Here is a 22,496-nt window from a genome sequence, read left to right as displayed (position 1 = left end):
AACAGCGGAAGGGCCTGTTGCCTGAAATCTCCGGCGCTCAGGATTCCGAGGGCCGGATATCCGCCGAAAACACGCCCTTGACCGCGCCGGCCCCGTCCTTGATGGGCGCGGAAATAGTCAGGCAGTAGTCGTTGACCACCTCCGAATAATAGACGCTGGACACGAAGGTCTCTCCGGTGCGCACCGGCTCCTGGTACCATTCCCGGTCCGACCAGTCCTTACCGCACAGCTCCGATCCCAAGGTGCAGACCGCGTTGGGGGCCTGGGCGAAGTCCGTGACCATCCTCCCCCGGGCGTCCGTGACCCAGACAAGCTCCAGAAATGATTTTTCCCGCACCACGCGGTCCAGGGCCTCCTTGAGCGGCCCGGGGGCCATGGCGCTGATCTCGGGCACGGCGGCCAGTTCCTCCACCTCGCTCTGCACGGCCCCTTCGCCCAGGAGCTGAAACAGGCCGTGAAGCTTGGAAAGGGCCTCGATCTGCCGGGTCAGCACGCCGATGGCCTGGCCGGTCTGGTTCACGGCCTCGGCCGTGCCCATGGTCACCTTGTCCACCTCGCCCACGGCCTCGCTGATCTGCTGCCCGGCCACCGACTGCTGCTCGCTGGCAGCGGCAATGCCGGTGATCTGGTTGGAGGTCAGTTCGAAATGCTCCAAGATCTCGGCCAGCATCCGGCCGGATTCCCCGGCCAGCCGGTTGGCGTCCACCACGGCGTCCGCCGCCCGCTCCATGCCCCGGATGTTCTTCTGCACGCCCTCCTGGATGGCGGCGATGGACTGCCCCACCTCGCGGGTGGCGTCCATGGTCTTTTCGGCCAGCTTGCGGACCTCGTCGGCAACCACGGCGAAGCCGCGCCCGGCCTCGCCCGCGCGGGCCGCCTCGATGGCAGCGTTCAGGGCCAGCAGGTTGGTCTGGTCCGCTATGTCCGAGATCACGCCCATGATCTTGCCGATGCCCTCGGCCTTGCAGCCCAGATCGCCCACTTCGGCCTTGAGGGACTCGGTAATGGCATTGACGCGCCCGATGGTGTCCACGGTGCGCCCCACGACCTCGGAGCCGTTCTGGGCCCGCATGGAGGCGCTCTCCGCCGCTTCAGAAGCCTGGGTGGCGCTCTGGGCCACGCTGGCGATATTCTCGCTCATGGCCTCGATGGCGTCCACGGTCTGCTCCACGCGCATCTGCTGGGACAGGGCGTTCTCGCGGATGTTCTCGGACTCGCGGTTCACCCGGGTAGAGGCCTCGTTCATGTGCTTGACGATGTACCGTAACATCTTGGCGGCCTGGAGCATGCCCCGCCGCTGGGCCTGGTCCGCGTCGTGCCGGGCCTGCCTCGCCTGCCGGGCGTCGGTCAGGGCGGCTTCCGCCTCCTCCGCCCGGATCCGGGCCTGATCCGAGGCCTCCTCGGCCTCGCGCATCTTGTCCCGCAGGGTGTGGACCATGACCACGATGGCGTCCTTGACCTGGGCCAGTTCCGCCCTGAACCTCCCCTGCGCCTCGGCGTCCAGGTCGCCGTCGGAAACGGCGCGGGCAAAGCGGCGCAACGAACCCAGCGGCTTGAGCAGGCTCCAGCGCAGAAAGACAAGGGTGATGAACACAATGCAGACCACGGACCCTCCCAGCAGGATCATGGCCGCGTTTTCCAGCTTGTGCACCGCGGCAAAGGCCTCCTGGGTGGCCACCTGGGCCACCAGGGCCCAGCGGCTGCCAAGAATCTCGATGGGCGCATAGGCGGCAAGCACTTCATTGCCCCGGATATCCGTGGTGGTCAGGGTTCCGCGCTGCCCCTTCAAGGCCCGGGCCGCGGGCTCGATGTCCATGGCTCCCTTTTCCGGGGACCGGAACGAGGCCGCCACGGAAAAACGGTCCGGTTCGGCGGCGTAGTCCGAGCGCATGAGCAGGTCCGGCCCCACCAGGAAAACCTCGCCGGTCTTGCCCAGGTTCTCGCCCGAGACCATGTGCCGGTTGATTTCGCCGAGGGACAGACGCAGGGCCGCCACACCCTCGATCTCGCCGGTGACGCGCCGCACCGGGCCGAGCACAAAGGCGCACGGTTCCCCGTTCAGGGGCTCGTAGGGATGGAAATCCACAAAGACGACCTTGCCGGACAGGGCCTCTTTCCAGGCCCGGGCCAGCCGGCTGCCCGCCAAGGGCCCCCGGGCAAGGTCCACGCCCAGGTCTCGGCCGCGCCGGGCCGTATAGACCACCCGGCCCGTGTCATCCATGAGCAGGGCGTCGGCATAGCCGAGCACGTCCACGAAGACCTCGAAATCGCGCTCCACCCGCTTGAGGGCGTGAGCATATTCCTCGTCCTCGGGATTCATGCGCTCCCCGGGCTTGCCGTTGTAGAAGATGATGTCTCGCAGGCGCACCAGGGCGCTGTAGACGCCCTTGGTCCGGGAATAGACCTTAAGGTCCTGCTCCCAGGAACGGACAATGTCCTCCAACCCCTGCTGCCGGGCCTGGGCCGCGGCGGACATTTTGGCAAAGGCTTCGGAAGTCAGGCTTTCCGAGGCCGTGCGAATGCTGTACCCCACCATGCCGGACAACGGCATCACGCCGATGATCAGGCAGAACAGAATCATCTTAATACTCAGCTTCATCTCTCCCCCGCATGAACTTACGTATGAGCAAACGGTCCCACATACCGAACCATGCGAGCCAATACCCCGATTCCGGGTGAACAGAACCGGCCCAGCGTTACGATTGCGCAACGATTTGCAATAAAATCAGGCGGAAAGCCTACTTTCTCGTGTCGAAATAAAGCCTAAGTAAGTGGAGGGAAAGGGAAATCCTAGCAGCGGATTTCCTGGAGATACTGGACCAGGATCCTGCAGACCTTGGTGTCGAAGGCCTTGTCCCTGCCCACCAGCTCGGCTGCGGCCTCGACAGGGTCCTTGCCGGGCAGATCCGGCCGGTCCGTGATCATGGAAACGTAGGAGTCGGCCACGGCCATGACCCGGCCGAGATCGCCGATCTCCACCCCGCGCAGACCCGTGGGATATCCGCTGCCGTCGACGCGCTCGTGGTGCTGCAGGGCTGGCTCCTTCACGTCGGAACGGTGCAGGCCGAGCCTGTCGATGATGTCCATGCCCCAGCGCGGGTGCTCCTTCATGCGGCGCATCTCGTCCGGGCTGAGCTGGCCGGGCTTGTCCGAGACCAGCCTGGATATCTTGTTCATGCCGATGTCGTAGAGGAAAAAGGCCAGGGCGGTGAACGGCATGGAATCCACCACCACGCGGTTGTCGTTCACCCGGATGTACAGGGCCAGGGCCATGAAGGCCGCATTGGAGTGCAGGCGCTGGCGGGTGCGGTTGCGATGCACGTTCTCCACCAGGTGCCGGGCGTTGTTCCTATCCACCCCCAGGAACACGGACAAAAGCTCCAGCCCGGAAAAAAGGAGCTCCATCAGGTCCGCCTTGGGGTTGGCGTACAGTTCCTCCTGTTGCAGCACCAGGGCCTCGGCAAAGATGTGGGCCACGTCCCCGGCCGAAAGGTTGGGGTCGTCCATGGCCACTTCCAGGTTGCCCTCCAGGCACTCCACGTATTCCTTCTGCTGGTTGCGGGAAAAGAACAGCCTGCCGCGCCGGGACAGCTCGCGGAACTCCTTGCGCTCCGTGGCCTTGAGCTCCCTGCCCGCCTTGTACAAGGGCACAAGCACGTTGATCTCCTCCTTGTAGTGAAAGAGATCCAGGGGCAGTGCACGCTTGGGAAAACACTCGAGGGGACCGGGGTCCACCTGATTGAATTCCTCGATGTTCAACTGCTCCGGCAGTTCGTCATCGTCCAGATGACGTGTGGGAGTATCCTTGGCCATGCGTCCTCGTGCTTTTTCAGGAATATTTCCTGCAAAGTACATCCCGCAATGGGGATTGTCGATGGGGTTATAGGGAAACGTCCGTGAAAACGGCCAGAATAATAACTACGGTCCAGAGCAGGGCCGCGGCCGAGGAAAGCGCGGGGATCATCCACCACCGCAACCGGATGGAACGTCCCTGGAGCCGGAAGGTGCCGCAGCAGGAGAACAGGCCCATGACCATCTGGTAAAGCACGCCCGTGGCGGCCAGGGCTGGCAGCAGCGCGATCCAGACAAGGGGATTTTCCAGCCAGTTCACCGCATCAATCTCCAATGATCCGCAAACATCCGCAACTAGCCCACGACCCAATCAGAAAGCAGGGGCGGCGTGGGGCAGCCCTTGATCTGGGCGAAGTCGCAGGCGGCCGTGAGTTCAATGCCGTTCTTGATGATGGACACGGGCCGGTCCGAGGAAACCACGATGACGATGAGGTCCTCGTTCTCCGAGGTGAAGCGCAGGGCCGAGTTGAAACGCGCGCCCCTGCCCCGGTTTTCCCCGGGAACGCTCCGGCCGTCCATGAGGCAGGCGAAACCGTGCAGTTTCAGGTCCGCGCCGATATGCAGGGCGCCGTCGAGCTTGGCCAGGGAGCTGGCCAGCTTGATGTGGGCCGGGTCGCGCAGGTCCAGGGGCTCGTCGAAATGCTGGCCCGCGGTGGGCACCATCATGTGCCCCAGGTCAATGATCAGGGTGCAGCCGTGCCGACGGTCCCGCACCCGGTTCACCAGACTGGTGACCACCCGCATCATGGTGTGGTGGTCCTCGATGGGCATGGTGGATTCCAGGAGCAGTTCCTCGAGCTGCACCAGGTTGGCCTTGCGGTTGGAGGAATGGAAACTGCCGTCGGAAAAGGTGCACACGAGCTGGTCCCGAAGCATAAGGAACCCGTGGGTGCCGCTGAACTGGGCGGCCAGGTAGGCCCCGGGCATGCGCCCCAGAGCAATGCCCACAATCCTTTCCCCGTCCGAGACCAGCACCCGCCCGGAGTACTCCACGGCCTGGAGCACCTTGCGCACGTGCTTGAAATCGCACTGCAGGGGCCGTTCATGGGGCGGGAAGGTGCAGATGAAGGGCACCGCGCCCAGCTGGCTGGGCTCCACCACCACCAGGCGGCCGCGCGGCCAGGCCCCCTCCTCCTTGGTACGGGAAATGCCCAGCACCGCGTCCAGGAAGGGATAGACCCGAATGCGCGTATCCAGCCAGCCCATGCGGCTGCGCTCGTCCACGATGAAGTCCCGCACCGCGTGAATGGCGCAGTTCTGCAGCAGGTACCCGGCCGTGTCGATGTTGGTCACGTTGCGGATGTCGAAGTTCTGGGCAAAGAGGCGCACCGCGTATTCCAGCCAGCACCGGGTGGGCCCCACGTTGCACATGTCCGGATGCTCCTCGGTGAACCAGAGCTGGAAGGGGACCTCGTTGCTGCGGCCCCCGAAGGAGATGATGCCCGCCAGCTCCAGGGCCTTGTAAAGCTCGTCCTCCAGAAAATGGATCTCCCCGCCTTCCACGGGCGCGCCGCGCCAGTCCAGGGCGCTGAAGAAGAACTCCTGCAGGCGCGGTTCATGGCCCCGCAGCAGGTCCTGGGGGTCGTAGATGCGCGGAGGGGCGTCCTGGCCCGTGGTATAGATGAGGGCGGCGCGGCTGGGATCGGAAAAATGGGACAGGCCGTCGCGCAGCCCGTCGAGGATATGAAAAACGCAGATGTTCTCGAAAGAATTGTTCAGGCGGTTTCCGGCCATTCTCCCTCCCGTCGGGTCGGCGCTTGCGGATAAATCGGAACTGATTCCTACCGACTTACCCGCAAACGCAAGAGAATGTCCAGAAAGCCTAGGCGTATGCCTTTATAAACAGGTCGGCCAGTTCTCGGATGACGCCGTACCCGCCCCTGGCCGAGGTGACGTGATGGGCCACGGCCAGGATCTCGGGATGGGAATCGGCCGGAGCAACGGCAATGCCCGCCAGACGCATGGCCTGGAGGTCGTTGGTGTCGTTGCCCACGTACAGGATCTGATCCAGGGGCACGCCCCGGTCCTTGGCGAGCTCGTGCAGCCCGGCCTGCTTGTCCGCACAGCCGTGCACGGCCTCCAGTCTGATTTTCCTTGCCCGGACCAGGACCACGGGGTTCTCCTCGGTGCTCAGGATGACCTGCTCCACGCCCAGGCGGCGGATCATGCCGATGCCCAGGCCGTCGCTGCGGTTGCACATGACCGACTCCATGCCGTCCTCGCGGACCAGCACCCGATTGTCGGTCATGACCCCGTCAAAGTCGTAGACCACGAGCCTGATATCTTTCAACGCCTGCATGTTCTGCACGAATTGCTCCTTTATTGTTCCATGAAAGAGGCTGTTCAGAAGGGTTCAAGTGCAAAGCGCCAGGAAACGTCAATTCCGCAGCAACGCCGCAACCGGCTCCTTATGGACAGCCGCTAATTTCCTTTGACTCTCCTCCGCTTCTTCCATTCCGTGAAGCGCATCATCAGATCCCATTCCACGGGGATGATGAACAGCGTCAGGGTGGTGGCCACGCACAGGCCGGTGACGAAGGTGGTGGCCATGGTGCCCCAGACCAGGGAGTAATACGGTATACCCAGGGCCATGGGCAAGAGGCCCAGGGTGGTGGTCAGGGTGGTCATGAGAATGGGCCGCAGCCGGATGCGCACACCCTCGCGAATGGCCTCCAGACGGCTCATGCCCCGGGCATGGAGCTTGTTGATGAAGTCCAGCAGCACCAGGGAGTCGTTGACCACCACGCCGGTGACCCCCACGGTGGCGATGAAGCTGTTGACCGTGAACAGGGAGCGGGTCAGGAAGGTGCCGAAGACCACGCCCGTCAGCGCGAAGACCACGGCCGAGAGAATGATCACGGGCTGGGTGTAACTCTGGAACTGGCAGGCCAGGATCGTGTACATGATCATCAGGGCGATCAGGAAGGCATAGGCCAATGATGTGAAGGACTTGCCCGTGCTCTCAAACTCGCCGGAGAAGTTCACGGCGGCTCCGGGATACTTGTCCTGGATGCTCGCGTAGTAGCGCTTCACGTCATGCACGATGGTGGCCGTGGTCACGGGCGCGCCGGGCCGGATGTCCGCGGTGAGCGTGATGGCCCGCTGGGCCTGGAAGCGGTTGAGCTGCCCGGGCTCCCGGTAGGTTTCCACCCCGCAGAGATCCCCCAGGCGAACCGGGCCGGACTCGTGTTCCAGCACCGGGATGTCCAGGGCGTCCTCCGGGGTTTCCAGGAAACGCGAGTCCACCTTGAGCCGCAGGTCGATATCCTCGTCGGCCATGCGGAACTTGCCCACGAACCGGCCGTCCAGCACGCTCCCGGCCAGGGAGGCCACCTTGGACGTGGTCAGGCCGAATTCCGAGACCCGCAGCGGGTCCGGGCTGAACCGGAAGATGCGGTTGTCCGTGCCCGTGTCCGCGCTCAGGTCGATGAGATAGGGGGCGATCTTCCTGTTGGCCTTGAGCCAGGCCAGGATATCCGCCTGCAGGGCCATGACCGCCTCGGCGTTGGAGCCCAGCACGCGGATGTTCACGTCCCGGCCCGCAGGAGGTCCGCCCTGCTCCGGCCAGACCTTGAGCTCCCAGCCCTCGGCCTTGTGGTGGCCCAGCTTTTCCCGCACCCACTCCAGCATGAGCTGCGGATCGTTGTCCGGGTTGTCCTGAAAGGACTGCTGCTCCTTGTCCGGCATTTCCACGATAATGATGCCCAGGTTGGAGCTGAAGATGTTCTCGTAGTCGGTGTTGATGTCCATGCCCGCCAGGGCCGAGCAGGACTTGGACATGCCGTCGCCCCAGCCCCGGATCTCGCGGGATATCTCCCCGGCCTTGCGCGAGGTGGACTCCACGGGCGTGCCCACGGGCCCGCGCATGCTCACGTAATACAGGGAATATTCGTCCGGGAAGAACTTGATGCGGATGAGCGGCACGACCCCGGCCATGGAGATTCCCAGGATGACCAGAGCCATGACAAAGGCCACGACCACCGCCCCCAGGCTCTTCCACTGGTGGCGCAGGGTCAGGCGCAGCAGCCGGTCCGTGATCTCGCGGAGCCGCACCAGGAACTTCGGGTCCTCCTTGACCGCGTGCTCCCGGGCCTCGCTCTTGAGCCGCCGGGCCCCGGGCCAGTCATAGAAGTGCGGAGGCAGGATGAACAGGCATTCCACGAGGGAGGCGACGATGGCAAAAGTGACCGCCTTGGGAACCTGGGCAAAGAACTCGCCCGTGGAGCCGGTCATGATCAGCATGGGCAGGAAGGCCGCCACCGTGGTCGAGGTCGCGGCAATGACCGGCACGAACACCTCGCTGGTGCCGTCAATGACCGAACTGCGCAGGTCCTTGCCCTCCTGCAGATGCCGATAGACGTTCTCCACCACCACGATGGCATCGTCCACGATGATCCCGGAGACGAGCACAAAGGAAAACAGCGTGATTTCATTGAGAGAATTGTCGGTGATCCACATGATGATCATGGTCACCAGAAAGGAGAAGGGCACGCCCACGGTGGTAAGCATGGCGTTGCGGAAGCCCATGACGATCCAGATGCAGATGCAGACCAGGGTGATCCCCACCAGCAGGTTGGAGCCCAGGGTGCTTATGTTGTCGTCGATGTAGACCCGCTGGTTCTGGCTGTAGACCGCGCTGACGCCCTCCTTGTCCAGCACGGGCTTGAAGTCGGCCACCACCTTCTTGACCGCCTCCTCGATATCCAGGGAATTGCCGTCCGGGGATTTGACCACCTTGACGCTGACGCTCTGCTCCCCGTTGACCGTGGAAATGACGAACGGATCGCGGTAGTCCAGGCCCGCGCGGCTGATCACGTCGCCCACGGTGACAAAGGAGCCGTCCAGGTCCCTGCGCACCACGGTTTCCGCGATCTTTTCCCGGTTGCGAAACTTCTCGTCCACCAGGATCACGTATTCGCCGGAATCGCTGACGAAATCCCCCGCGGGCACGGCTATGTTGGCGTTGGCCAGGGCATCGGCCACGTCGTCGAAGGTCACGCCGTGCTGCATAAGCTTGCCGGGGTCCAGGCTCACGTGGAATTCACGGGTGTATTCCCCGTCTATCTGGACCTCCTTGACACCGGGGATGCGTTCCAGGGGAATCTTGAGCTCGTCGGCCATGAGGGAAAGGGCGCGGTTGGAGCGCTCTCCCACCAGGTTGACGTTAATGACCGGCAGCCACTCGCTGACGCGGATGACCATGAAGCTCGGCGGGTCCACGCTTTCCGGCAGATCGTTCTGGATCGACAACACCTTGAAGCGCAATTCGTCATACAACTTGTCGTAATCGGTATCGTCCAGGAATTTGACCATGATGCTGGAGCGCTCACGGTAGGAACGGGAGCGGATGAACTCCACGTTTTCCAGGTCGTCCAGGGCGTCCTCGATCTCGCGGGTGACCAGGGCCTCCACCTCGGAGGGACTGGCCCCGGGCAGGTAGGTGGAAATGATGACCTTGCCCATCTGCACGTCAGGGTAGCGCTCCACGGGCAGGTCAAAAACGCAGAACACGCCCACCACCATGAGGATGATGAAGACCAGGTTGACGAACACCTTCTGGCGCAGGGTGAATTCAATGAGCCCTTTGACCGGGCTGGAGGGTTTGCTGCTCATGCCCAAGCTCCCCGCTTACGAGCCGTTTCCGGAGGGATATTTCAGGAACTCGTCACCCGGCCGCACGTCCGGCGAGGTCACGCGGCGCGTGTTGTCCGGCCCCGAGCCCAGCAGCACCACGCGAACACGCTCCTTGTCCGGCAGCACCAGGAAATGCTCCTCGTAGGCCTTGACCAGTGCGCTCGCAGGCACCAGCACGGACCCGCCCGGATCCGGCAGGTCCAGGGTCAGCTCGGTGCGGACCCCGCCCCGGAACTCGAAATCGCCCTTGTCGATCTGCAGGTCCACGTTGATCTTGCGGGTCTCGGGATCAAACCCCGGAGACACGCGCTCCACGTGTGCATGGACCGTCATGCCCAGTTCGGGCAGCAGCAGGGGCACGTCCGCACCCATGTCCTTGAGGGCGCGGTATTCTCCGCTACCCAGGGCAAGGGGACCAGGAGCACGTCATAACGGCCCAGCTCGGCAACCTTGTCGCCCACGTTCACCCATTCGCCGGGCTCGATGTAGCGCTCGGTGACCTTCCACCCGGCCGGAGCCCTGAGGGTGTGGCGGTCCAGCTGCTCCATGAGTCGCTTTTCCTCGATCTGCAGGGCCTTGAGCTGCTGCAGCGAGGTGGTGTGATCGCGGGCGAAGCTGTCCAGGGTGGACTGGGCAGCGGTCTTCTGCTTGACCAGTTCGTCGTAGCGCCCCTTTTCCTTGCCGAAATAGACCACGTCGCTCCTGAGCCGCTGCTGGTCGGCCCGGTTCTTGTCCAGGTCCAGCTGGATGAAGGTGGCGTCCAGGTAGGCAAAGACCCCGTCCGCCCCGATGACGTCGCCCACGTCCGTGGGCACCCTTTCCACGCGGGCCGAAACCTCGCTCACCAGGGTCATGGAGTTGCGGGCGCGGGTAAAGGCCGTGAGCGTGGCGTTCCGCGCCGCGGGCCGCACCATGAACGTCTCGGTGGAAGCCGGCGTTTCGGGACGCTTCTCAACGGAAGCAACCGATTCCCCGGAAACGGCCGCCTCTGGCTTCGGGGATTCCTGGGCCCCGGCCTCCTTGTCGCCGTTTCCGCAACCGGCAAAAAGCAGCACTCCGGCCGCCAGCATGAAAACCAGTATCCTCTTCATGACCAATCACCTTTTTCCTTGAGATCTATCCCCTGTCCCCGCGGGACGGCGCAGGAAACGCAAGACGCGCTCCATAAGATCGTCCACGTCGCTTTCGCTGAAAATCTGGGCCCGGCCGCTGGTGATCAGGCTGGCAAGCCCCTGCACCCCGGCCCAGAGCCCGAAGGCCACGGCCTCTTCATCCGCGTCCCCGAAATAGCCGCTTTCCACCACCCTGCCGACCATGGAGCGAAAACGCCTGTAGGACTCCAGGGACGCCCCGGCCAGTTCCCCCTCCAGGTCCACCTCGCGACAGGAGGTACAGAACATGAGGTGAAAATCGTCGGGGTTGTTCATGGCGAAACGGATATAGCTCCTGCCCGCCTCCCGAAGCAGCTCCTCGGGCGAAAGGGACTCCTCCAGATAGGCGCGGTTGCTGCTGAACTCGGCAAAACCCTGGTTGCGCAGATGGGAAAGAATCTCGCGCTTGCTCCGGAAATAGCGGTAGATGGCGGCCGGGCTGTAGTCGGCCTCGGCCGCGATGCGCCGCATGGAGACGTTGTCGAACCCTTCCTTGGCGAAAAGGCGCTTGGCCGCCTCCAGAATGAGACGCCGCTTGCGCTCCTGCTCCTTGCTGACTCGTTTGCTTGTTGCCATAGGTTCGGACTATCAGGATTCAATTATCGCGTAAACAGTGTTCACAATCTTTAACGCCGTTTACATTTTTTTACATGTAGCAACCAAGCCATTACGGAGTTTTCAGCTGTCGCGCCTGACAGATTCGCGCAACATGCCGCGCACAATGAGATGATGAAACGGGCGGATCAGGTTGAAATAGACAGGTCCCAGCCAGTTGCGGAAACAGACGATGGTGGTGCAGTGGTATTTCCTGCGCCCCTGGCCCAGTTCCTCCACGGCCATGCAGATGTATCCGGCCAGATGCCTGTCCTCGGCCCGGGCCATCCAGAAGGAATCCTCCCGGGCCGCGACCACTTCAAAGGGGCCGGCCATCTCGCCCGGCCGCATGGGAAAGGAGGCCTCGTCAAAGCGCTGGTAGCCATAGGCGTCGTCGTGCTCCAGGCCCATGACGCGGGCCACGACCTTGCGGACCTTGTACAGGAACTTCACCCACGCCGGGGCCCAGTTCATGGCCCGCACCAGCTGCCGCTTGAACGGCAGGTCGCCCTCGATGTCGTGGGAATCCACATGATCCGCACCGGCCATGCGCTCCCGAAAGGCCGGGATGGTCCAGGAATAATCAAGACTCATGGCGCGCCTCCTTGCTGCGTAGCCCACGGGCGAGCATCCTGACCATGGGCTCCACGGTTTTCATGACTTCCTCCCGGTTGAACGGCTCCTTGCGCACGCCCATGACCAGCCCGATCATGTAGTGGGAAATGTAGGACATGGCCGCAACCCCGCAGTCGGTTTCCGGCTTGATCTCGCCGCGATCACGGGCCGACTCGAAGAGCTTCGCCACCTCTCCGGCATAGCGCCAGAGCTGCTCCTCGTACCTGCTCCCCCAGTGCCCGGCGATGAAAAAGGATTCCTTGACCCAATGGGTCAGGGCCACCCGCTGCTCCTCGTAATACCTGTATTCCTCGTTCAGCAGGTGGACGAGCTGCTCCTCCAGGGGAGCGTCCGGGACATGGGCAACGGCCTCGAAGGCCTTGCGCTCGATCTCCCCATAGAACACCTCGTGAAGAAGCGATGACTTGTCCCTGAAATGCAGGTTCACGGTGCCCAGCCCCACCCCGGCCCGCGCGGCGACATCCCGCATGGTGGTTCCCTCGAACCCCTGCTCCAGGAAGGCGGCCCTGGCCGCCTCGAAGATTTTTCGCCGGGTTTCAATCTTGCCCTGCTCTCGCTTTGATCTCATGTTTTCCTCTTTCATGAACACGTTCACTGAACATGTTCATAAAACGGTTCCGCTCCTCTGTCAATCTTGTCCGCACCTGCGCCCTGTGCCATAGTCGCAAGGCACATAAAGGAGGAGTATCGTGATGTTTTCCCGAGCCATTACCCGCATTCCGCCACAGTCCATGTCCCAGGGTCTGACCACCGCCGCCCTGGGCGCGCCCGATTTCGAAACGGCCCTGGCCCAGCACAAGGACTATTGCGCGGCGCTGACCGAAGCCGGCCTGAGCGTGCAAATCCTGGACGCCCTGCCCGAATATCCGGATTCCGTGTTCGTGGAGGACCCTGCCGTAATGCTGCCGGGGGACGGCGCTGCGGTGCTGGCCCTTCCCGGGGCGCCGTCGCGCACGGGAGAGGCCGCAGCCATGCGGCCGGAGCTGGAACAATACGGCGACGTGTTCCCCATTGAAGCGCCCGGCACCCTGGACGGCGGCGACGTGCTGCTCATGGGCAAAACCTTTTTCGTGGGCATCACCAGCCGCACCAACCGGGCGGGCTTCGAGCAGTTCAAGGACGTCGTGGACCGTTTCGGGTACCGGGCCGTGCCCGTGCCCCTTGCCGCAGGCCTGCACCTCAAGACCGACATCAACGCGGTGGCCGAAGACACGGTGCTGGCTTCCGCGGCCCTGGCCGCGCGGCCGGAATTCCGCGATTATCGTGTGATCACCGTACCCGGCGACGAGGCCTATGCGGCCAACTGCCTGCTGGTGAACGAGACCTTGCTGGTGCCCGAAGGCTTTCCCCGGACACTAAAACTGGTGAGCAATATGGGGGCGAAAATACGAATCGTGGACACATCCGAATTCCGCAAGATGGACGGCGGCCTGACCTGCCTGTCCTTGCGATTCTGAATAAGGCGGGGAAAAAAGGCGCGGCCCGTTGCGCGGCCATGTTCCTCTACTTGGCGCTGACCTTCAGGTACCTGGAGGCAATCCTGGAGATCTCCCCGTTCGCGAGCATGTCCCGGAGGATCGCATCGAACTCGCCCATGCGTTTGCGAAACGGCGAGCGCTTGGAAAATCCCATGTACAGATTGACCCGCTGTTCCGGGCGGTAGGCGACCTTGACTAGATTTTCCGTGCCGACCATGCGGGCCAGATCATAGTCCACCTGGCAGTCCGTGCCGATGAGCATGTCCCAGCGGCCCTCGCTGACCATGCGCAAAAGCTGGTGTTCGTTGTTCCCGGCCATCTTGTGCAGCGTCTTGTCCGAATCAAAGGGCTCGAAGTAGGCCGAGCTGCGGGTATACCCGATGCTGAAATCGCGCAGCCCCGCGTAGGTGGAAACACGGGCCGCCTTTGTCCCCTCCCGGGCATAAAAGGCCGGGGCGCAGGCATAATAGACGACATCGCTGTACTGGATGTATTCGGCCCGTTCCGGGGTCTTGGCCAGGCCGCTCATCATGTCCACCCCGCCCCGCCGCATCTCCTCGAGGCAGCGGGCCCAGGGCATGCGGGTCATGACGAATTCCACGCCCATGCGCTTGCCCACCTCGTGCAGAATGTCCGGGTCGATGCCGCGAATGTCTTCGCTTTCAATGCGGAAGGGAGGCCAGTAGTCCGTGGCCACCATGATGGTGCTGCCCGCCAGGGCCGCCCCCACCGGCAGCAAGAGGCCGAGTATGGCAAGAAAGAGTAGTCGCAGAACCTTCTTCATGACGCTCTCCCACGGCGCAATGGGCCGTTTCCTTCATCATACTGAGCATAATTCCGTATGCAAGTCGGTTATTTTGTCTGGAGAGAAGGGAAAGATGTCGGATCAGCCGTCGCTCTTGAGAACGTCGAGAATCTCGATGTGCGCGGCCTGCCAGGCCGGGTAGGCGCCCGCCGCCAGGCCGATGAGGCAGGAGCCGATCAAGGTCAGCAGCAGGCTGGAGGGATCGATGATCAGAGGCAGGTCCAACCCCTTGTGCAGCCCGAACACCAGCATCACCGTGGCAATCACCCCGCACAGGCCGCCCACCCCGGCCATGAGCCCGGACTCGAACAGGAACTGGCGGATGATATCGCTGCGCTTGCCGCCCACGGCCCTGCGGATGCCTATCTCCACCCTGCGGGCGCGCACCACCAGGATCATGATGGAAAGAATGCCCATGCCGCCCACGCCAAAGGAAACCACGGAGGTGATCAGGCCCAGGGTGCTCATGAGATCCAGGGCCTCGCGCTGGAGCTTGATGGTGTCTCTGGCCGCAAGCAGGCCAAAGTCGTCGGGCTGGCCGGGCTTGATCCGATGCCGCGTGCGAAGGATATCCCGGGCCGCCTCCTCCACCAGGCCGATGTCCGCTCCCTTGGCCAGGCGCAGGGAAACCCCGTTGAGAAAATCCTGGTTGCTGGCCCGGCGCATGTAGGTGGTCAGGGGCATGAACATGAACTCGTCCTGGTTGTCCCCCACCAGATCGCGCCCCTTGGGCTCCATGATGCCGATGACCTTGTAGGGAGCGCGGTAGATGAGCACGGTCCGGCCCAGGGCGGCCTCGGCGCCGCCGAAGAGACGCTCGGCAATGGTGACGCCCATGGTGCAGACCATGGCCCGACTTTCCAGCTCCTCCGAAGTGAAGTAGCGGCCGAGCATGGGCTTGATGCTGCGCACCTCAGGCCAAGTGGGCCAGGTGCCGAAAACCTGCGCCGTCAGGGCGTTGCCGCCGCCCTTGATCAAAAAGGAGCCATAAGCATAGGGCGTCCCGGAGAGCACCGAGGGCACGCCGTCGATGATGGCCCGGGCGTCGCCGAGACGGAAATTGGCCATGTCGTTGCGGACACCCACCGATCCATTGCGCCGGAAACGCACCTGACCCGCAAGCACCACAAAGAAGTTGGGGCCGAGCTTTTCGGTTTCGATGACCGCCTTGCGGACCATGATCTTGGAAACGTGCTGCACCCCGGTAAAGGCCAGGGCCCCGAGAAAGACCCCGAGCATGGCCAGAATGGCGCGCACCTTGTGCGTGGCCAAAGAGGAAAGGGCTATGCTCAGGTTCAGGGGAAGGGACATCTCCAACTCTCTCCACAATGTGCGCCGCATCCGGCGGCACGGGCGGCCCAGGCCTGGGCGTTAGAAATACTTATCTTTGTTCCACGCACGGTTGCCGTTAAAAACAAGTTGCCAGAGCCGCTCAAGGGCGTGGCCCGTGTTTTCGGTGTCCCGGGGATCTTCCGCAACCAACCGCAAGGCATATTCGTAAAACTCCCGGGGCCGGGTCCGGATGCGTTCGGCCGAGACGCAGAAAAGGCCTGTCGCGGCCCTGGCGATGAACTCCCGGGGAGGCTCGGCGGCAAAGAGCCTGGAAAAGACCTCGGCCACAGGAATGTCCTTTCCCCAGCCGGGCCAGCGTCCCCTGTTTTCCGGATTCCCCAGGTCATGGGGCCTGCCCAGACCGTCGCACCGAAGCCGGAACCAGGCAAAACCCCGGAACGGGACATTGCGCTCCACGCAGTCCATGATCATGGACCGAAGCTCCTGGACATCGGCTTTTCCGTGATCATTCAGGTGGTCGAAGGGATTGCCCTGCACAAAGGCCGTGTGCCCGGCCAGGCTCTCCCACTGCTCCACGATGTGGGTCAGATAAGTATGGGCCTCGCGACCGATATTCGGCAGCCGGCGCGCATCGGTTAGCGGTTCGGAGCTCTTGTCGTACACAATGTAGGACAGGCCCAGACGTTCAGCCCAGGAGACATCTTCGCGATATTTCGCGATGACGACCTGCACACTCTCAGGCATGAACATGCTCCGCCAGGACCGACTCTTCGCACACCTCGTTGATCACGAATGCTCGCACGTAGGTGGGTTGATCATCCCCGGAGCGGGAACCACAACCGTATCCAACAGCCTGCAACTCACCCAAAGGCAACGTTGTGAAACCCTGGGCAAGGGTTCTGATCAAGGCCAGCCCCGTAGGCGTGGCCCGCTCGATGCCCGAGTTGGAAGCAAAGGTGACCATGCCTTTAGCAAGCTCGGCGCAGGCGGGCGGCGGCACGGGAAGACGGCCATGGGCCATTTCCACGAATCCGCTGCCCAGGTCCACGGCGGAAGCGACGATTTTCCCGGCTTGAAGATGCGCGACCAGAGCCACGGCTCCAACAATATCCACAATGGTATCCACGGCCCCCACTTCATGGAAATGAACATGGTCCACGGTGGTGCCGTGCACCTTGGATTCCGCATTTGCCAAGGCCTTTACTGCCTCCAGACTATGGGAGGCCACGAATTCGGAAAGGTCGGCACCTTCAATGATCCGAGTCAAATCCGCAAGATGCCGCAACGGCTGGTCCGAGGTCTGGCGCACGTCCAAAAAACGGGTCATGATTCCCGCGATTTTTCGCTCCCGAACGTCCAGTTCAAAGCCCTTCAGGTCGAGTTTTTCGAGCTCGGATTGCAGCACGGAAAAGCCCTGTCCCGGACCCTCCAGTTCATCCACGGCATGGGTCAGGGAAGCCAGCAGCATGTCGCCGCTCACCCCGGTGGTGCAGTCCAGAAACAGTGTACGCAATTCTTTTTCCACCTTGTGTTTTTTCCAGGCTGTCTCCAAACGACTCCAATATGCCGCCGGTCCACACCCGTGATCTTTTGCCGATGAAAATCTAATGATGACAGTGATCAAGCACAGCCTTCACCGCCTTCTTCTCTATACCTTTCTCCGCATGCGGGAGCAAGGACACGTGCGGCCTGAAAGGCATTAAAACACACGTTTCCTTGACAGCGCCGCTACGAAGGATGAAGCTTCCTCCCACGAATATCCACCCCAATGGATATCCTGTCCCACGGCTAGAGGAGATTTCATGAGTTATTCAACCCAAATGGACGCGGCCCGCAAGGGTATCGTCACCAAGGAAATGAAATGCGTCGCCGCCAAGGAACGCATTTCCGTCGAACGCCTGATGGAGCTGATCGCCGTCGGGCACGCCATCATCCCCTGCAACCGGAACCACCCCAATATCGATCCCGAGGGCGTGGGCAGGGGGCTGCGCACCAAGATCAACGTCAATCTCGGAATCTCCAAGGATTGTGATGACGTGGATCAGGAAATGGAAAAGGTGCGCCATGCGCTGTCCATGAAGGCCGAATCCATCATGGACCTGAGCTGCTTCGGCAAAACCCAGGAATTCCGCTCCAAACTGGTGCAGGAATCACCGGCCATGATCGGCTCGGTGCCCATCTATGACGCTGTCGGATTCCTTGAGAAGGATCTCAAGGACATCACCGTGAACGAGTTCTTCAACGTGGTGGAACAGCACGTGGCGGACGGCGTGGACTTCCTGACCATCCACGCGGGGCTGAACCGCAAGGCCGCCGAAATCGTGGAACGCGACGAGCGCCTGACCCGCATCGTTTCCCGGGGCGGTTCCCTGCTCTTTTCCTGGATGAAGCTCAACGACGCGGAAAACCCATTCTACGAGCACTTCGACCGACTCCTGGACATCTGCGAAAAGCACGACGTGACCCTGAGCCTCGGGGACGGCTGCCGCCCCGGCTCCCTGCACGACGCCACGGACGCCACCCAGATCCAGGAAATGATCGTGCTCGGCGAGCTGACCAAGCGCGCCTGGGAACGCAACGTCCAGGTCATGATCGAAGGTCCCGGCCACATGGCCATCAACGAGATCGAAGCCAACGTGACCCTGGCGAAAAAGCTCTGCCACGGCGCGCCCTTCTATGTGCTGGGTCCCCTGGTCACGGACGTGGCCCCGGGCTACGACCACATCACGGCGGCCATCGGCGGGGCTATCGCGGCCAACGCGGGCGCGGACTTCCTGTGCTACGTGACCCCGGCCGAGCACCTGCGGCTGCCCACCCTGGAAGACATGAAGGAAGGCATTGTCGCCACTCGCATCGCGGCCCACGCGGGCGATATCGGCAAGGGCGTGCCCGAGGCACGCGACTGGGACGATAATATGTCCCGGGCCCGCGCCGCCATCGACTGGTGCAAGATGTTCGAACTGGCCATGGACCCGGTCAAGCCCAAGGAATACCGGGATTCCTCCAAGCCCGAGCATGAGGACACCTGTTCCATGTGCGGCAAGATGTGCGCGGTGCGCAACATGAACCGCGTCATGGCGGGCGAGGATCTCAATCTGGACCAGTAACGGGTCCAACGCTTGAAAGGAAAAGGCCCGTCGCCTACGGCGGGCCTTTTTTCATGTCGTCTTTTCTACGGGTTGCGGACGGCTAGCGGCTTTGGGCATTGATCATGTGCGCCAGGTATCCCGCGCCGAAACCGTTATCGATGTTGACCACGGAAATACCCGGTGCGCATGAATTGAGCATGGTCAGCAGGGCCGAAAGCCCTTCAAAGGCCGAGCCATATCCCACGCTGGTGGGAACGGCGATGACCGGAGCCGCCGCAATGCCGCCCACAACGGACGGCAAGGCTCCTTCCATGCCCGCCACGGCAATGATCGCCTTGGCGTCCACAAAGGAATCCGCAATGGAAAACAGGCGGTGAATGCCCGCCACGCCGCAGTCGTAGTGGCGCTCCACGAAGCTGCCCATGTACTCCGCAACCTTGGCGGCCTCCTCGGCGACCGGGATATCCGTGGTGCCTGCGGAAACGACAACCACCTTGCCCCGTGGATCCGGCTGCTCGCCGCACACCCAGAGCAGGCCTGAGGTTTTGTCATATGCCGTCCCCGGAACCTGCCCCGAAACGGCCTCATACTGTTCCCGCGAGGCCCTCGTGCCCAGGACCCGGCCATGCCGCGCCAGAAGCTCCCCATAGATGATCACGAGCTGATCGCAGGTCTTTCCCTGACAGAACACCACTTCCGGGTGATTCTTGCGCATGGCCCGGTGGGTATCCAGCTTGGCGCATCCGGCATCGATATAGGTCTGCCTGAGCAACTCGCGCTTGACCTCGTCAACGTCGACCAGCCCTTGCTTGAAGCGCTCCAGCAACTCGTCCATGCTCATGTCCGCCACTCCTTGAAAACCACCCCCTCCAGCACGGAAGACGCGATCATCTCCTGAACATTTTTCCTTTCCCCTGCCACAATTCCCGCGTGGCGGCTGGGATACCATATGGTCATCATCAGCTCATCAACCCTGGCGCGCAGGTCATCCACCCCCGCTGCAACCAGCCGGTTTTCCACTGCATTCACCACGAAAAGCACCCGCCTGTCCAGGGGCTGCCCCATCGGCACACGGGTGGCCAGGCAGCTGTTTGAAGGAAGGTCGTGGTTGGGCAATCCCCGCTCCCGGGCCAGGGACCGGACCTTGTCCTTGGGCACCCCCGCAAAACGCAGGGGCGAAACAACCCCGAACTCCGAAAGCGCACGCATGCCCGGCCTGGCGGGATCGTCATCGGCCGTGGTGCCGTCCATGAGCACGGCATTCTCGCCGAAGGTTTCCCGAATTGCCTCGAAAATCGAACGCTTGCACCAATAGCAGCGTTCAGGACCGTTTTCCGCGACCCGCCGGTCATGCAGCACATGCACGGGCAGCACCTTGTGCCACATCCCCATAAGTGCGGCCACGTTTCCGGCCCGCTCCAGCTCATGGCCCAGGACAAGTCCGGTGTCCACGGTCAAAGCCAGGGATCGCGAAGCAAAGGCATCCAGGGCGGCAAGGGCGACCACGGAACTGTCAACGCCCCCGGAAAAGGCGACCACGACGGGTCCTCCCTTTTCGGGGGCGTGTTTCTTCATATGGGTCTTCAGCAGTTCCCAGTCCATGCCGGCAACCTACCCTAGTACGGCCTCGAGTCCAAGCGCCTTTGCCTAGTGCGCCTCCTCGATGACCCGGTGCCTGAGCCAGGCGCCGCTCCGGAAGCGGATCACGAAGATGACGGCCATGATGGCGACATAGGCCACCAGACAGAGCCAGGGACCATGGATGCCCAGATCCGTGTACTTGAACACGAGCAGCATGGGGAGAATCATGACGAATACGGCCAGGCTGCCCATGACGCACATGATGAACCGGGTGTCCCCGGCGCCCTTGAGCCCGCCCATGTAGGCGTTGAGCAGCGCGTCCAGCACGGTGAAGGCGGCAACGTAGCGCAGGAACACGGCGCCCATGGCCATGATGGGCGCGAATTCCGCGTCGCTCATGCCCGTGGTCTTGAACAGCCCGAGCAGCGGCCCGGGCGCGAAGATGAACACCGCGGCCATGGCGACCATATAGACCATGACCAGATGCAGCACGCTGTTGGTCGCGTACCGCGCGCCCTGCAGGTCTCCGCGTCCCATGGACTGGCCCACCATGATGCTTGCGGCAATGGACATGCCCACTGCGGGCAGAAAGGCCAGGGTATCAATGGATATGGCGATGTTCGTGGCTGCAAGTTCCGCCCGCGTGAACTGCCCGACCATGAACCCGAAAAAGGAAATGGCGAACATGTCCAGGAAGAACTGGGCTCCGCCCGGAAGCCCGAACTTGAGGAACCGCTTGAGAAGGTCGAAATCCAGACGCCAGTTGCGCAGAATGCCGTACTTGCGGTTGTGCTCGGCCGTGAACAGCATCTTGCCCAGAATCAGGGCGTTGATGGTGCCGGCAAAGACCGTGGCCAGGGCCGCGCCCTTGATTCCCATCTCCGGGAACGGGCCGTATCCGTTGATCATCATCCAGTCCAGGGGGATGTTCACGGCCGCCGCGAACATGTTCACGAACATGACCGGCTTGGTAATCCCCCTGCCCGAATAGAACGTGGAAAAGACCACCGACAGCAGCGGGAAGAAGCTTCCCAGGCAGACAATGCTGAAATAATCCGCCTCCAATTGCCGGATCGCCGGGGCATGTCCCACGAGCTCAAAAATCCCGTGTGCGTTCAGGCCCAGCAGCGCCATGATCAGCGCCGCGGGGATACAGAAGAAGATCCCCTGCCACAGGGCGGCTCCGACGCGCTCATGGCGTATGGCTCCCGTGTACTGGGCCACGAAGACCCCGACATACTCCAGCGTCCCCAGAAAAAAGGAGAAGAACAGGAAATTGGTCATGCTGGCCGGGAAGGCCGCCGCCAGGGCGTCGATGCTGTAACGCCCCAAAAAGACCCTGTCCGTGAACATCATGATCGTGTGCGAGGCCATGCTGATGACCAAGGGCAACCCTATCCTGAAGGCCTCCCTGTATCCATTTTTTGCTTCCCATCTTTGCAACATGAGTGTGTACCTTTCGAATTTGTATATGATTAGTCTTTCGTTTTTCCTGATTATTTCGATCAAAAAAGGCGGCCCGTTTCCGGACCGCCCTAGAATGCGTGCAGTTATGTGCTCCCGAACTCAGGAAACACGACACCTAGGACGATCCAACGAAGCCAAGTCTCGTACAAGACTGACGCAGTGGATGTTGTAAATTGCCTGGGTGTTCATCGTGACTCCTCTGTTGGGTTTCAAGGACTTTCATCCTCAATGAGGCGCATACATATTTCATTACCAATCACAACTCAAGCCCTGTTTAACCATTTTTTACAGTTTTTCCTATTGTCCTTGCAGGCCATGCATGCTTTTTCTGAGGAATGCTGGTTGATGCCATCCATATAGCATGCTATCATATTTATATCGTATGCTATTTAATCAGGAGAAAAGCATGCCATTCCAATATAATATATACCTCTTTTACTCATTGGAACGATTCGGAAGGCTTTTGCGGCAGAATCTGGGACAAAAACTGGCCCCTTATGACATCCGTCCGGGCCAAATCCCCTTGCTCCTGTGTTTGTGGGAACAGGACGGAATCAGCCAGAAGCACTTGCTGGAAAAAGTCCATGTGGAGCAGCCCACCCTGGCCAATACCTTGAAGCGCATGGAACGGGATAAATTGCTACGCATGGAGCGCGACCCTCTGGATCTACGAAAATGCGTCTACTACCTTACCGAGCGGGGCCAGAAGGTCCGATCCGTGGTCGAGGCCGCACTGACGGATGTCAGGGACATTTGCGAAAAGGGGCTTTCCGTCAATGATCTCAGCTATTTTCGAAGAATTCTGGCGCAAATGAACCAGCAGATTCTCGCCGACTTGCAGGACCCCGCCATGATCCTGGCGGACGAGGTCCAGTAAGCTTGACCCACCCGAGCAAGGGAGCCCATGTGGACAGGA

General features: G+C 62.0%; 21 protein-coding genes. 3 read left to right on the top strand and 18 right to left on the bottom strand.

Annotated features, from left to right (window positions below):
* Positions 1-37: 37 nt before the first annotated feature.
* From FGL65_RS02885 to FGL65_RS02840, 11 genes are all read right to left on the bottom strand, one after another.
* Positions 38-2,599, bottom strand: a complete 2,562-nt coding sequence (locus FGL65_RS02885; protein WP_147819567.1) for a methyl-accepting chemotaxis protein — start codon at positions 2,597-2,599, stop codon at positions 38-40.
* A gap of 191 nt (positions 2,600-2,790) precedes the next feature.
* Positions 2,791-3,813 (bottom strand): HD-GYP domain-containing protein, encoded by a 1,023-nt coding sequence (locus FGL65_RS02880; protein ID WP_187170507.1) that lies wholly within the window; start codon positions 3,811-3,813, stop codon positions 2,791-2,793.
* A gap of 67 nt (positions 3,814-3,880) precedes the next feature.
* The gene (locus tag FGL65_RS02875; RefSeq protein WP_187170506.1) at positions 3,881-4,111 is read right to left on the bottom strand and encodes a competence protein ComEC; all 231 of its coding nucleotides are present in this window, start codon (positions 4,109-4,111) and stop codon (positions 3,881-3,883) included.
* A gap of 35 nt (positions 4,112-4,146) precedes the next feature.
* Positions 4,147-5,586, bottom strand: a complete 1,440-nt coding sequence (locus FGL65_RS02870; protein WP_147819565.1) for a DNA integrity scanning protein DisA nucleotide-binding domain protein — start codon at positions 5,584-5,586, stop codon at positions 4,147-4,149.
* 88 nt (positions 5,587-5,674) lie between these two features.
* Positions 5,675-6,151, bottom strand: a complete 477-nt coding sequence (locus FGL65_RS02865; protein WP_147822649.1) for a KdsC family phosphatase — start codon at positions 6,149-6,151, stop codon at positions 5,675-5,677.
* Positions 6,152-6,273: 122 nt separating this feature from the next.
* Complete coding sequence (locus FGL65_RS02860) at positions 6,274-9,465, bottom strand: efflux RND transporter permease subunit (RefSeq protein WP_147819564.1); 3,192 nt, start codon at positions 9,463-9,465, stop codon at positions 6,274-6,276.
* A 15-nt stretch (positions 9,466-9,480) separates the two neighbouring features.
* Positions 9,481-9,846: an efflux RND transporter periplasmic adaptor subunit gene (locus FGL65_RS18430; protein WP_250645555.1), complete on the bottom strand. Its 366-nt coding sequence runs from the start codon at positions 9,844-9,846 to the stop codon at positions 9,481-9,483.
* Complete coding sequence (locus FGL65_RS02855) at positions 9,816-10,577, bottom strand: efflux RND transporter periplasmic adaptor subunit (RefSeq protein ID WP_250645554.1); 762 nt, start codon at positions 10,575-10,577, stop codon at positions 9,816-9,818. Before FGL65_RS02855 ends, FGL65_RS18430 begins: the two co-directional genes overlap by 31 nt.
* Before the next feature lie 6 nt (positions 10,578-10,583).
* Positions 10,584-11,213 carry a TetR/AcrR family transcriptional regulator gene (locus FGL65_RS02850; RefSeq protein WP_147819563.1) on the bottom strand — a complete coding sequence of 210 codons (630 nt, stop codon included), beginning with the start codon at positions 11,211-11,213 and terminating at the stop codon, positions 10,584-10,586.
* A gap of 102 nt (positions 11,214-11,315) precedes the next feature.
* Positions 11,316-11,825 carry a DUF2867 domain-containing protein gene (locus tag FGL65_RS02845; protein ID WP_147819562.1) on the bottom strand — a complete coding sequence of 170 codons (510 nt, stop codon included), beginning with the start codon at positions 11,823-11,825 and terminating at the stop codon, positions 11,316-11,318.
* Positions 11,815-12,435, bottom strand: a complete 621-nt coding sequence (locus FGL65_RS02840; protein WP_187170505.1) for a TetR/AcrR family transcriptional regulator — start codon at positions 12,433-12,435, stop codon at positions 11,815-11,817. Before FGL65_RS02840 ends, FGL65_RS02845 begins: the two co-directional genes overlap by 11 nt.
* A 124-nt stretch (positions 12,436-12,559) precedes the next feature.
* On the opposite strand from FGL65_RS02840, the gene FGL65_RS02835 reads away from it, so the two are divergent.
* Entirely contained in the window at positions 12,560-13,324 is a 765-nt protein-coding gene (locus FGL65_RS02835; RefSeq protein WP_222705815.1) for a dimethylarginine dimethylaminohydrolase family protein, read from the top strand.
* A gap of 46 nt (positions 13,325-13,370) precedes the next feature.
* Here the strand turns inward: FGL65_RS02835 and FGL65_RS02830 are convergent, their stop codons facing one another.
* The 4 genes from FGL65_RS02830 to larC form a co-directional block, all read right to left on the bottom strand.
* Complete coding sequence (locus FGL65_RS02830) at positions 13,371-14,129, bottom strand: substrate-binding periplasmic protein (protein ID WP_147819559.1); 759 nt, start codon at positions 14,127-14,129, stop codon at positions 13,371-13,373.
* Between the two features lie 102 nt (positions 14,130-14,231).
* Positions 14,232-15,461, bottom strand: a complete 1,230-nt coding sequence (locus FGL65_RS02825; RefSeq protein ID WP_147819558.1) for an ABC transporter permease — start codon at positions 15,459-15,461, stop codon at positions 14,232-14,234.
* A gap of 60 nt (positions 15,462-15,521) precedes the next feature.
* Positions 15,522-16,187: a DUF3431 domain-containing protein gene (locus tag FGL65_RS02820; RefSeq protein WP_147819557.1), complete on the bottom strand. Its 666-nt coding sequence runs from the start codon at positions 16,185-16,187 to the stop codon at positions 15,522-15,524.
* Positions 16,180-16,956 carry a nickel pincer cofactor biosynthesis protein LarC gene (gene larC, locus FGL65_RS02815; RefSeq protein WP_147819556.1) on the bottom strand — a complete coding sequence of 259 codons (777 nt, stop codon included), beginning with the start codon at positions 16,954-16,956 and terminating at the stop codon, positions 16,180-16,182. Before larC ends, FGL65_RS02820 begins: the two co-directional genes overlap by 8 nt.
* Before the next feature lie 289 nt (positions 16,957-17,245).
* On the opposite strand from larC, the gene thiC reads away from it, so the two are divergent.
* On the top strand, positions 17,246-18,550 hold the full coding sequence (gene thiC, locus FGL65_RS02810) for a phosphomethylpyrimidine synthase ThiC (RefSeq protein ID WP_147819555.1): 1,305 nt from the start codon (positions 17,246-17,248) through the stop codon (positions 18,548-18,550).
* A gap of 82 nt (positions 18,551-18,632) precedes the next feature.
* Here thiC and larB read toward each other — a convergent pair whose 3' ends face one another.
* The 3 genes from larB to FGL65_RS02795 are packed head-to-tail and all read right to left on the bottom strand — an operon-like array spanning position 18,633 to position 21,499.
* Positions 18,633-19,373, bottom strand: a complete 741-nt coding sequence (larB, locus tag FGL65_RS02805; RefSeq protein WP_147819554.1) for a nickel pincer cofactor biosynthesis protein LarB — start codon at positions 19,371-19,373, stop codon at positions 18,633-18,635.
* Positions 19,370-20,134 (bottom strand): ATP-dependent sacrificial sulfur transferase LarE, encoded by a 765-nt coding sequence (larE, locus tag FGL65_RS02800; RefSeq protein WP_147819553.1) that lies wholly within the window; start codon positions 20,132-20,134, stop codon positions 19,370-19,372. The genes larB and larE overlap by 4 nt, the downstream gene beginning before the upstream one ends.
* A gap of 45 nt (positions 20,135-20,179) precedes the next feature.
* Positions 20,180-21,499 carry an MATE family efflux transporter gene (locus FGL65_RS02795; RefSeq protein ID WP_250645553.1) on the bottom strand — a complete coding sequence of 440 codons (1,320 nt, stop codon included), beginning with the start codon at positions 21,497-21,499 and terminating at the stop codon, positions 20,180-20,182.
* A gap of 544 nt (positions 21,500-22,043) precedes the next feature.
* On the opposite strand from FGL65_RS02795, the gene FGL65_RS02790 reads away from it, so the two are divergent.
* On the top strand, positions 22,044-22,457 hold the full coding sequence (locus FGL65_RS02790) for a MarR family winged helix-turn-helix transcriptional regulator (protein WP_187170504.1): 414 nt from the start codon (positions 22,044-22,046) through the stop codon (positions 22,455-22,457).
* Positions 22,458-22,496 lie beyond the last annotated feature (39 nt).

Source organism: Salidesulfovibrio onnuriiensis (genome assembly GCF_008001235.1).
GTDB lineage: Bacteria > Desulfobacterota > Desulfovibrionia > Desulfovibrionales > Desulfovibrionaceae > Pseudodesulfovibrio > Pseudodesulfovibrio onnuriiensis.
Note: the sequence above shows the minus strand (reverse complement) of the source record. Positions and strands in the feature narration are given on the sequence as shown.